At 42.9% G+C, this 12,240-nt stretch carries 8 protein-coding genes; 2 read left to right on the top strand and 6 right to left on the bottom strand.

Annotated elements, in window-relative coordinates; genetic code table 11:
- Window positions 1-131 precede the first annotated feature (131 nt).
- Window positions 132-1,163, bottom strand: a complete 1,032-nt coding sequence (locus HWQ40_RS08510) for a hypothetical protein (protein WP_292776584.1) — start codon at window positions 1,161-1,163, stop codon at window positions 132-134.
- Window positions 1,164-1,325: 162 nt separating this feature from the next.
- On the opposite strand from HWQ40_RS08510, the gene moaA reads away from it, so the two are divergent.
- The gene (gene moaA, locus HWQ40_RS08505; RefSeq protein ID WP_292776582.1) at window positions 1,326-2,312 is read left to right on the top strand and encodes a GTP 3',8-cyclase MoaA; all 987 of its coding nucleotides are present in this window, start codon (window positions 1,326-1,328) and stop codon (window positions 2,310-2,312) included.
- Between the two features lie 66 nt (window positions 2,313-2,378).
- On the opposite strand, the gene rpsD is transcribed toward moaA, so the two are convergent.
- Complete coding sequence (gene rpsD / locus HWQ40_RS08500) at window positions 2,379-2,987, bottom strand: 30S ribosomal protein S4 (RefSeq protein WP_012408407.1); 609 nt, start codon at window positions 2,985-2,987, stop codon at window positions 2,379-2,381.
- Window positions 2,988-3,448: 461 nt separating this feature from the next.
- On the opposite strand from rpsD, the gene HWQ40_RS08495 reads away from it, so the two are divergent.
- Window positions 3,449-4,102 carry a hypothetical protein gene (locus tag HWQ40_RS08495; protein WP_334985309.1) on the top strand — a complete coding sequence of 218 codons (654 nt, stop codon included), beginning with the start codon at window positions 3,449-3,451 and terminating at the stop codon, window positions 4,100-4,102.
- 202 nt (window positions 4,103-4,304) lie between these two features.
- Here the strand turns inward: HWQ40_RS08495 and HWQ40_RS08490 are convergent, their stop codons facing one another.
- From HWQ40_RS08490 to HWQ40_RS08475, 4 genes are all read right to left on the bottom strand, one after another.
- Entirely contained in the window at window positions 4,305-4,457 is a 153-nt protein-coding gene (locus HWQ40_RS08490) for a hypothetical protein (RefSeq protein WP_292776580.1), read from the bottom strand.
- Window positions 4,458-4,705: 248 nt separating this feature from the next.
- Window positions 4,706-5,605 carry a heterocyst differentiation master regulator HetR gene (hetR, locus tag HWQ40_RS08485; protein ID WP_292776578.1) on the bottom strand — a complete coding sequence of 300 codons (900 nt, stop codon included), beginning with the start codon at window positions 5,603-5,605 and terminating at the stop codon, window positions 4,706-4,708.
- A gap of 1,979 nt (window positions 5,606-7,584) precedes the next feature.
- Window positions 7,585-9,999 (bottom strand): EamA family transporter, encoded by a 2,415-nt coding sequence (locus HWQ40_RS08480; protein ID WP_292776575.1) that lies wholly within the window; start codon window positions 9,997-9,999, stop codon window positions 7,585-7,587.
- A gap of 858 nt (window positions 10,000-10,857) precedes the next feature.
- Window positions 10,858-12,117, bottom strand: coding sequence for an inorganic phosphate transporter (locus HWQ40_RS08475; protein WP_292776572.1), 1,260 nt, complete (start codon window positions 12,115-12,117; stop codon window positions 10,858-10,860).
- Window positions 12,118-12,240 lie beyond the last annotated feature (123 nt).

Genomic DNA, 12,240 nt, shown 5'->3' with positions numbered 1-12,240 from the left:
TTTTGCTTGTGATAGTAGGGGGAGTGGAGAGTGGGGAGATGAGGGAGATGAGGGAGATGAGGGAGATGGGGAGATAGGGGAGAAATAACCAATGTCCAATGCCCAATGCCCAATGCCCAATGCCCCACTCCCTAACTCGTCTCCTGAATTTGTAGACGTACAGTGTGTTCAGTCGCACCACTAAGTTGCAATTCCATGATTTCACCACCTAGAGGTTCCAAGCAAGTGAGGAGCGATCGCAAGTTGGGTGTACTTGCGCCAGTATCTACATATAATCGATCTGCTAAATTACCAATCCGTTTCCAAGTCATGTACAATTTAGCGATCGTTTGTTCAATTTGCGATGCTTGATTTACCAAATCAGCAGCTATGCTCAAACAGCCGACTCTTTGGGCTTCTTCTAAGGCTGTTTCAATGTCAACATTTTCCTGTGTCAGCGCCTGAACTTGAGCCGCACCTTTGAGATATTTCGCCAAGTTACGCGCTTCAGTAGTTACCTGTTTCAGGGTATCCACATCAGGATTGGCAGCTATTTCCTTTTGGATAAACTTTTGATGCGATTCTGGCAGTTTTTCCATTTCCTTCACCAGTGGGGCAATGTAGCGTGGGGGAAGGGTGTTATCTGCGGCTTTTTCTTTGACTGCTTCGGGTAATAAATCTGAGGACATGGCTGTCCATTCATCGCTGAGTTGACGTACTTCCCGCCTAGTGATGCGATCGCCTTTTTGGGCGGCTTCACTCACCATCTGTTGCACTTCGGGGACTGCTTTGGAGGTTTCGACAAATGCCCGTTTACTGAAGTTGTTCACAGAACCGGGGTCAAGTTTACCGTCTTCAATCAGAGTATCAGCACTATTCGCCAATTGAATCCAAGAGTATGCTTGACTCTTGCTGATTTCCCGCTCTTTTAGCCATCGGAGAAAGCCAGTACCGCGTCCGTCACCACCCACTTTTTCTCTGTCGCGGATCGCCCGTAAAATTCGCCCCCGCCAGATTTCAGTTTGCAAATCAAAGCGATCGCATACCTGCCAAGCTATTTCTAGCTGCTGTTGAAAATCTGATTCTAGAATCTGTTCATCTTCTGGATCGGGCAGTTCAAAGCTGATATCGGCTGGCTGTAGTAAAGCAGCAGCAAGGTCGTTGATGGAGTCGGTGTCTTGCACGATTGATGACTAACTAGTGGATGCGATCGGCTTATTATGCCACAATCTGTGGACTCTCACTTAAGGGGGAGTATAGTATTTTGAGTTACAACAAAGATAGTAAGAAGGGGTAAACCACCTTTGTAAAGTCTTTAATTAATCAGAGACAATAAAGATAAAACGATGAACCAGGTAGACTACCTCCGCATTAGCTTAATTGATCGCTGCAATTTTCGTTGTCAGTACTGTATGCCAGAGGGAGTAGAACTGGACTATATTCTCAAGCAACAGTTATTGAGTGATGAAGAACTACTCACCTTAATTCAAGAAGTATTTATTCCAGTAGGCTTTACCCGATTTCGTTTGACTGGGGGGGAACCTTTATTGCGTCCGCGTGTGGTGGATTTGGTAGGTGCGATCGCAACTTTACCCCAAACTCAAGACCTCTCAATGACCACTAACGGGTTTTTGCTGGCTCCGATGGCACAAAACCTCTACAATGCTGGTCTGCGACGAATTAATATTAGTCTTGACTCTCTCGATCCCGACATTTTTGATCAAATTATTGGTAATCAGGGGCGTTCTCGTTGGCAAGAAGTTTGGCATGGGATTCAAGCTGCCTATCAAGTCGGATTCGACCCCCTGAAGCTGAATGTGGTAGTGATTCCTGGCGTTAACGACCACGAAGTTTTAGATTTAGCCGCGCTGACAATTGATAAACAGTGGCACGTTCGATTTATTGAATTTATGCCTATTGGTAATATGCATTTGTTTGGCGATCGCGGTTGGGTATCTTCAGCCGATTTACGAGAACGTATTCGCGATCGCTGGGGCTTGACAGAATCACAAGTTCGTGGTGCTGGCCCTGCTGATGTCTTTCAAATTCCTGCTGCGAAGGGGACACTAGGATTTATTAGTCAGATGTCGGAATGTTTTTGCGATCGTTGTAACCGGATGCGCCTGAGTGCCGATGGCTGGCTGCGTCCCTGTTTATTGAATGAAACTGGTCAAATAGATTTAAAAACTGCCCTGCGTTCTGGTGTCAGCACCGCTCAATTACAAGACCAGGTGAGACATTTACTCGGAATCAAGCCAGAAATTAACTTTAAACAGCGTGATTCTGGTAATTTAGGTACATATACCCGCACCATGTCGCAAATTGGGGGGTAGTCATTGGTCATTTGTCATTTGTCCTTTGCAAATAACTAAGGACAAATGACTACGGACAAATGACGATTACGCTTGTCGTGAGTAGTATTCCACCACAAGTAGTTCATTAACTTGTAGTGCCACCCATTCGCGCTCAATAACACTGTTGACTTTACCAACCAACTTATTTTTGTCAAACTCCAAATGACTGGGGAGGTTGGCCAAACCGGGATATTGCAAGTTAGCTTCTACCAACTTCCGTGATTGTGCCCGATCTCTGACCGCAATTACTTCACCGGGACGGCATTGGTAGCTGGCAATATTCACCACACGACCGTTAACAGTTACGTGACCGTGATTTACCAGTTGACGAGCCGCTGGGATAGTCGGGGCTATACCCAAGCGGAAAACTGTATTATCCAAGCGCATCTCTAGCAATTGCAGCAGCACTTGTCCGGTAGAACCAGTAACACGTCTGGCTTTCCGCACATAACGCAGCAATTGCTTTTCAGTCAAACCGTAGTTGAAGCGGAGCTTTTGCTTTTCCTCTAGACGGATAGCATATTCAGAGCGCTTCTTGCGATTTTGACCATGCTGCCCAGGTGGGTAAGCGCGTCTGGCACTTTTACGAGTTAATCCTGGTAAGTCGCCCAAGCGGCGGACAATTCTGAGGCGGGGCCCTCTATATCGGGACATGAGTTTCCTTAATCTAATCCTGTTTAAACTTTACCCAAACATTCTATTTTGACATTCCACTGATGATAAATCAGCGGATTCTTGGTTTTTTGAAGGTGCTTGCCTTGGTATGACGTATCCTACCAATGTAGAGGCATCTCCTTTACACCAGTTGCTTTAAGTCGGTTGAGCCGACACACTGGCTTCCAAGCCTAAATTCCGACGTGCCCCGCCGTACTACTGCCAATAAGTTTTTTGTGTTTATTTAGTTTCGTAAGCGACTCAATCATCAGATTGGTTTACGTAGTATTCTTACTCTGAAATACTTTTTACGTTGCCTACTTATCTTTCAAACAGCTATATTAACATAATTTTGGACATAATTAATTATGTCTATACTTTACTACCGCCGAAATTCTTAGATTACAGAGGATTTTTAAGATATTTGAGTTAGCATAACTTTGGGTGTTTGGAGAATGGCAATGTCAATGATCAAAAAAGTGGTTAGCAGAGGTAAGAACAAACAAGGCAGTTCCACCTCCAGGATTTTAACATTACCGGTTTTGGCTATAGCTGGATGTTTAACAATCTTGCCTAATGTGGCTGTTGCTGCCTCCTACAGGAATGATTATAGTGTCTGTGCTGGTCGCCTTTTGAGTGTGGGTGTAAAGGCAGAAGCGGCATCAGAAGGTTGTGCAGCAGCACTGCGTCCAAAAGATTTGGCTGCTTGCGTGGTGAAAATTGATAAGGAAACCCAAATTGCTGCAACGGATGCGCTTTCTTCTTGTGGGAAGGCTCGGCGTCCTGAAGAGTTAGCAACCTGTGTAGTTGGCGTCAGCCTAAGTACTAAGGAAGAAGCTAATCCGACAGTTTTAGATTATTGTGGACGCAGTTTGTTACCCGTGCGCTTTGGTCAGTGTGTGGTTGGCTTGCGTAGTCAAATCGACTTTCCCGCTACTCAAGCGCTAGATACTTGTATCAGTGCTGATGATAGTGTTATCGGTGCTTCATCTTCGTCTACACCGCCAACGATAATTCCTGCGGGTTCAAGTCCAAATTTAGAGACTACCCCATTTCCAAACCAACCAGTTGTTCCAACCCAACCAGTTATTCCAACCCAACCGGGCACTAATTAGATTACAGTGCTTTGCGTAATTGATTGAAAATACAGGTTGAATATAGAGTGGCTATTTGCCAACCTGATTCAGGGACTACCAAAAAATAAATCATCCGATTTTAATTTGTAGGTTGGGTTGAGCAACAGCAAAACCCAACCTTATATATTACAATGCTTCAACCTGACTGGGTAATTTACCTTTGCTGACTATATAGCTTTCGTTAGGCAATGACAGTAATATTTACATTAGTCAGCATTGTCTGATTCGAGAACTGGGCGATTTGAACTTGTGCAGCTTTACCAATCTCATCTGCGTCAAAGAAAAAATTACCCGTAGTTTGATCGTAGATAAAGCGATCACTTGCTGTTGTCACACTAATACAACTTCCGTCAAACGCTCTATTAGCTCAGAACTTCAGTACCACTTCTGCCACTTGTGGGCATTCTGATACCTAGCACTGTCCCCAAAGTGTCCACCGACCAGGTAAGCATTCAAATAAATGAAAAACATTATAATGCTCCTCTCCAACGCAAAGAGGAGTTGGAGAGAGGTTAGTTGAACTCACGTCAGTTTTTCAGCTTTGGGAATTTAGAATTTTGCACAGTTTCACAGTTAGTTGTACTAGTCTTCTTTTTCACCAAAAGCCGTCTGTAAAACCACTGCAATACCACCGTCTTGGTGATATTTATCTGCCCAGGCACGGATAACTTCATCCAATTCTTCCATAGCCTGCTCTATTTTTTCTGGGAGTATGTCAAGTTCTTCCAGCAAGCGCATGGCGTTTCGTCGCCGTTCTGCCCAATTTTTCATCATGCGGAAATACCGAGCGGTATCTTCCACCGTGATGTGTGTACGTTCTTCATCGTCTGTTGGGGTATAAGAAAGACGGGTAAGCGCGTAGAAGGGCATTCCCCAAGGAGAATCAATCCGTGTTACCGTTCCTGAGTAAAGCAGACGGCGCTTGATATGCTCACCCAAAGCTTCACTCAAAGGCATTTGGTGTTCGGGTGGTAAGTCTTCTTGCGATCGCTTGTGTAAAAACTCGATCAAATCCAGAAACTCAAAGGAGCTAACTAACTGAGCATCAGGTAAATTACTGGGCAGTTTTTGCTCAATTTGTCTTTTTTCTTCACTTGTCAGATTGCTACCAGGAACGCGCGATCGCCCCGGTTGCCAAGGATATTTTTCTAGCCAGACATAAGGCAATTGAATTAAATAGCGAGGTTCTTGAGAACCCAGCATTTTTAACAGTTTGCCTTCTGTTAATGCCTGTCTGACTTCTTCTACAATAATTTTTACTCGTTTCGGCTCCAAGTGATGCAAATGCCCTGTCATTCGCAGGTTTTGTCCCTGCTCTAGATAGGTCATGTAAATTGCACACTTTGCTGCTGTTGCGGCTGCATCTAAAAATGCCCCATGCCTGTGCCCACTCGTCCGCATGGCACTAAAAGCCAGATAAAGCATGATCTGATCCATCGCACTGGGGTCAAGACGTTTGATCAGATCTATGTCGTTACTCATATTACAGACAATTGAATAGCACGTTTACACAATTTTTAATCGAGTGAAAATAGGTAGTATACACCTGGCTAAAGGCTGTCTTTACTTCAAACTATATTAGTATGCGATAACGACGATATCGGTGGTAGCACAAACTACCGTTTTCGCATATTTCCTGGTACAAAAGCAGAGTCGGTAGTTGTCACTATAATTGTCTCTGCATCTAACCAGAAAATTAGAGACACCACCAAATCCAGCTTAACGGTGGTTTATGTCCCAACAGTCAACTATGCTGCAATTAATCTATAAAGCCTTTCAGTTTTCTAGTTTTTTTCATCTTTCAAGAGCAACAACGTCAAGCTGATTACACCTAATTATGGCACTATGCCGACTCAGAGTAAAAACTAGTTTGCGCGGTTAATCTGAGATATCTGTTACTAGAAAAAGATGCTTTTTTTCAGCTTTGGCGAATTATTTGTAGTACACAAGTGACTAGAAATAATTGGGAATAGTCTCAAAACAAATCGCTTACCAGGTGTAGCCACATTTAGAGGTTGAGCTATACAGATCATTGTGAACTATCATTCCGTTTACAACCTCCAGTGATGTCTCGGCAGTATCAGCCGTTGGCTTGAGGAAAGATAGTAGACATCAAGTAGAGCAAATAATTCCAATTTCAAAATACCTGTTGTTTTTCAAATATTGTTCATTATCATATCACTATTTTTTACTTTTGAGATAAAATTATGCATTTTAAAGTTGATAAATGATGACTATTTAAATATTTTATATTCTACTTAAATCAAGGTTTGATGATATTTTTATATCTACTCCTAAATCCAAGTTTTATTTATTATTTTATATTGATGTTCGGACACAAAAAGCCGCGATAACTTCCGACTAAATCGCGTATCTATAAGGCTTTGCCGCTCGTGCTAATAACCAAAGTATCAGTTAATAGCCATACATATAATAAAACATCTTGGGTTCCATCCGATGATTATTTAGAGATTTTTTTGCAATAAATTTATATTTATTTCATGAAAGAATTTTATTTTTTCATGATTTAACTAATTTATTGGCTACTTTCAAGTATGTTTTTACCTCGCTATTTTATATATTTGAGAGACTTAAATTACGTAGATGGTTTGTTGCTATAAAAGGGTGATAATCTGCAACAAGCTACGATATCAGCTTCTTTTTATGGGTGTCTGGGCGATCGCAGATTAAGTTGATTAGTATAAAACGACAGAAGTAAAGATACCATCTTAGGAAACCCAATAAGTAAGTGGGTGTAAATAATTAAGGATTTGTAGTGACTGAGTGCGGTCTTCTCCCAAAGGGAGAGGCCATGCGAACGCGGAGCGTCTCGTAGAGAAGGGGGCTTCCCAATGAGCAACTAATAAATCGGAAGGATAAGGGCTTTAACCCTCACTATAAGGCCATTTGATTGACTTTACGCTGCTTAACATAAGTTAGTTTATTCTTACCCAGTTACTTTGCCTCCCACGCTGAAAAAACAGGTAGTCCGACCGCCTAATATCAACAAAGTGCGTTTGGCTTGAAAAAACGGGTTACTCTAAACATTTCTGCGACTTCTTCATCTCTTAGTTCCAAAATCTGCTGCAATGGTCTTAACTCCTTGTGAATCTTCTCTCTGAGCAAGTACTCGTGCTAAATTGCTGGAGTCAGTACTACTCGTACTGCTTACATATACGTGTTTTCCCTATCTGTATCAGGCTAAATCCCTAAAAATATATTACAAGTCTATTTATTTTGATTACTACTCATCGATCTATTAAGTGTTGTCTGGACCTATACAGCAGTCTGAAATCATTCATAAAAACTTAAATCCCCGACTTCTCAAAGAAGTCAGGGATCTTGTTTGTCACAGATGATTTAAAGAAGTTACAAGTGGGCGCATTAGCGTCGGGATTGATGCTGAGAGTGATGGGGAGTAAAGTAGCTCCCATCACCCTTAAGCTGATTGAACTCGCCATTTAATTCGTGGGACTAGAGGGTTTAACCTGATTTCGCATTGTTTCAAAGCTGAAAGCAGCCGCGCCAAAGGTTACAAATAATACTCCCAGAATTTGCACAATATCCAAATTTTCTTGAATGATTAACCCAGCGAAAATCACGGTTAAAACTGGGATGCTACCACCGATGAGCGCCGATCGCGAGGCACCTAGTTTACCAATACCAACATTATTGAGCAAATAGCCTGCAAGAGTCAGCACACCCAAAATAAACGCGCTTAAAACCAGTTCCAGCATTTTAGAGGGGTCAACTACTACCAAGTTCCAATTGCTTGGCAAAGGTAGCATCAAACAGATAAAGCTCAACAACAGCATGGTAGTGAAGTTAATTAAAGTAAAAGTCACAGGATGCAGTTTGCTAGCACAGACTCGCGTCAGAATTATGTAGGCAGCAAAAGCCACACCCGAAAGAATGGCGGTGCTGCTTCCCATTGAAGTATTACCGATACTGATGGTTGGAGAACCCCCTAAAACCAACAATTCACCGCAGCAAATTGCGGCGATCGCCGCGATGCGGAATAGAGTCGGGCGATCGCGAAACAGAAACCACGAAAATAGACCACTAACCATTGGATAGATAAAGAACAGTGCGATCGCCATTCCAGTTGTGACTTGAGCGATCGCAATGTAGATTAGTACCTGAGATAAAAACAAAAAGCACCCACTCACAATTGACAACACCAAAATCTGTTTGGTAGCTGCATTGGCAGGTGTGGCATTTCCTCGGACTGAAGCAGACAAGTTTTCCAAGTCTTGCCACAGTCTTGGATGCAATATAGGAGACAAAAGCACCATTAGTGGTACGACTACCATAAACCGTAGCGTCAAAATTAACAGAGTATTGCCCAAAGTCGGCGGTAGCAACTGTTCTACCTCTAATACTCCAAAAATCTGGGAACCTTCGTGGAAAATCACCTTGATGGCTACGTTGTAAAGCGACGATACCACTGCCGATAATACGATCAACAAAAAACCGATTTGGAGTGTCGATAAGCTAGAGGAATTAGGCGATCGCGATTCTGGAGGTTTTGCTTCCGCTTGCGGTTCTAGCGCAGTAGTCGATGAAGATTCAGCTTTGCTTTGCGATACGTTCTTACGGCGGACAGAAATTGGTTCAGTAGGAATCTTTAGAGAAGGCCGGATTATTCTCGGCTGTAGCAAAGATGCAGTCGTAGGCTGTGATTTCGTTTCGTTTTCCGGCGATTCCTGATTGAGGACAGAAATTGGCTCGGTGGTATTGTCCTTTGGTGGCGGAACTACAGCCGCAGTAGGTTCTGATGGCGTTTCCCTTGACGACAAATCCTTGCTAGGAGAAGAAATTGGATTCGCGGTATTTTTTTTAACAATGGTTGGCTCTGATGTTATTTCCCTTGACGACAAATCCTTGCTGGGAGAAGAAATTGGATTCGCGGTGTTTTCTTTAACAATGGTTGGCTCTGATGTTATTTCCCTTGACGACAAATCCTTGCTGGGAGAAGAAATTGGATTCGCGGTGTTTTCTTTAACAATGGTTGGCTCTGATGTTATTTCCCTTGCCGACAAATCCTTGCTGGGAGAAGAAATTGGATTCGCGGTATTTTCTTTAACAATGGTTGGCTCTGATGTCGTTTCCCTTGGTGAAAATTTATTGGAGATTGGGGAAATTGGCTCAAGGGAATTTCTTACTACTTGCTCAAACTCTGGTAGAGATGTTTCAACAGAACTGTTTTTTTGTGGCTCCGTAAACTGCAAAACAGTAGGTATACCTGCTGTTGCTGATTTGCGTGAAGTTTCTTCTATAGTTTTTTCTAGTTCTCCATGCAGGCGGTTGACAAACTCCGTCAAAATCGTTTCCCCTTGCTGCTGCTGGCTATACATCCGTGACAACTGTTGGGAAAGATTACTTTGATAGTTCTTCAGTTCCTGTTGTAAGGAATTAAAGGTAACAGTAACGGTGTCATCCAGACTGTCAAACATGTGTTCGACTTTTTCATTAATTTCACCTACTACATTGCTGCTCACTTCAGCTGACTTCAGCGCAGCTTGTTCGTAAGATTTGCCCTCTATGTTTTGATTAGCTAAAGTTGCCAGAGAGGATTGCAGTTGTGAAGATATATGCTTTGCCAGAACTTCTGCCAGTTGCCGAATTAACACTTGCTGCTCGGTGATTTGGCGCACTTGTTGTAAATGCTCTTTTTCCTCTACCAAGCTTTGAATCTCATCAGATAACCGATTTTTTTCTGACTGAAGCCGCTTTACATCTTCTTGCAAGGCTCTGAGGACATTCTGCTGAAGATTTTCTAAGTCTTCAACTACAGCCCAAAGAGCATTTTCTGCTGCTCTAGATAGCTCCCCTCTGACTCTTGGGTTTTCTGGTTGCTTCTCGAATCGCCCCATTAGCTTCTAACCTCTAACACTTTGACGATAAAGCTGCTTCCTGTACACTTTATTGGCGGTCATCCTAATTTCCTGTATTTTGTCAGATAAATTAAAAATTTTAACAGCACTTCCGCATTTCAACGTAATTCTGTCATACTAGACACAAGTTAGCAAAGCATCTAAGTTTGCCACACAGCTTACTACACCGTGTTTTCTTCAGCATTGATAAGTATTTAACCATTAGATTTGGAATTTTGGTAAGGTAGCTCCCGTCTTGGTGAGTCCACTTGCCGTCTTGGCGCTTTGCGTCGTTAGCGCAGCGTTAGCGAGTCTTCGAGCGTCTGGCAAAGTGGCGAACCCGAAGGGCGATTCCCATCGTTAGCAACGCCAGAACATCTGGGGGATTGCCCAACCGAAGGGATTTTGGGTTTATTGCCACGCCTGGAAGTCCCTGAAATAGAGACTTTTTTATTTTTGGTCAGTTTAATTTCATAAATTATTTGCCAATGAAATTTTTACTTTTAAAGAAATCTCACTCCAAATAAATATTTATTGTTTTACTGCCAATAATAATTGTCAAAGATTTACAGATGCGTGTGCGTAGGCGACTCGTTGCTAGACATCCCCACCAAATTGTCTGACTTGCGAAACTAGCTGTAAATTTGTGTGGAATGTAACTGGTGTGACAGTTTATATCTCTAAATGGAGATTAAAGTATCCTTCTGTGGAAATTCAAAGTTACGCTATCCCCTGCACAACATTCTAATGAATGAGCAACAATTCTGCAAAAGCACGCTTTTTTTGGCGTTGTTGCAGTCTGGGTTTTGCTTTGAGTAAATTCCAGTAGAGGAAAAGTTTGGAAAATATTAATAATTCTTAGAAGAATAAAATCCGGGCGATGCTGAAGATGGCAGCGCTAAGGGCAGCACTCACGGGGATTGTAATTAGCCATGCGGCGGCAATGCCTTTTAGTGTTTGAAACTTAATTGACTTGAGATTTTGCACTAGTCCAATACCAACTACACCACCGACGAGAGCGTGGGAGGTGGAGACTGGTAAACCTAGCCGGGAAGCGATGAGGATGGTGGTAGCAGTTGCCAGTTCGGCACAAAATCCACTACTGGGTTGCAAGGCAATGATGTTTTCGCCAATGGTGGCAATGACCTTTTTTCCCCAGACAGCTAGACCACCAACAATACCAGCACCACCAAGGATTAAAATCCAAAGCGGGATAGTTAAACCATCATTAGGTACGCTACCAGTGCGATTGATGTAAACGATCGCAGCTAAAGGAGCGATCGCATTTCCCACATCATTAGAACCGTGAGCAAAGGCTACAAAGCAAGCACTTAGTAGTTGGAATCGGCCGAATAATCTTTCTACAGGATTAGGGAGTATTTCTTCCTTGTCTCTCTTATCTCCCAATTGTCGCCAACTCATGATTGTGAGTCCAACTGCTGCTACTGCACCGATTAATAGGGGGATGTCGTAAGTAGGGATTGTAAAACCAACTTGCTCAATTACAAAATTGGTTAGCGGTTCTGTGAGTGGTGGTAATACAATCACGCCGAAGACACCTAGCAGCAGAGTACTCAACCAGGGAATCCATTCTTGTAACTGGACTACTTGATTGGGTTGATCTAAAATCCAGTGCTTGATTTGACTATAAAATAGAGCAGCGATCGCACCACTAATTAACGGCGTTAAAATCCAGCCAATGGTGATCGAGCCAATTGATGACCAATCAATTGCATTTACTCCCAAAGCTACCCAACTAAATCCAGCGATCGCACCAACAACTGCATGAGAAGAGGATACAGGTAAACCGCGTGATGTGGCAATTTGCAACCACACACCACACGATATTAGTACTGTTACCATTCCAACAACGAATATTTGGGGTGTAGCTGCGAATAAGGCGGGATTAGCAATTTTCGTTGCTAGAGTTTCCGTTACCTCATGTCCAAACAACACAGCACCCGTAAACTCTAATACCCCAGCAATGATTAGTGCTTGTTTGAGGGTGACAGCTTTGGAACCTACAGAGGTTCCCATCGCGTTAGCGACATCGTTTGCTCCGAGATTCCAGGCGACGTAGAAAGCTAATAGAGCGACGAAAAGTAAGGTAATAAGCATTTTGTTGGGGACAAGGGGAAAGTGAGAGAGATGAGGATGAAACTTGAGCTTTTAAGGGTGAACTTTGAACCTTTGAGCTTCGTCGTTGAACCTTTGAGCTTCGTCGTTGAACCTTTGAGCTTC

Source organism: Nostoc sp. NMS9 (genome assembly GCF_017114995.1).
Lineage (GTDB): Bacteria > Cyanobacteriota > Cyanobacteriia > Cyanobacteriales > Nostocaceae > Nostoc.
The sequence above is the reverse complement of the archived record's forward strand: the minus strand, read 5'-3'. Positions and strand labels throughout refer to the sequence as shown.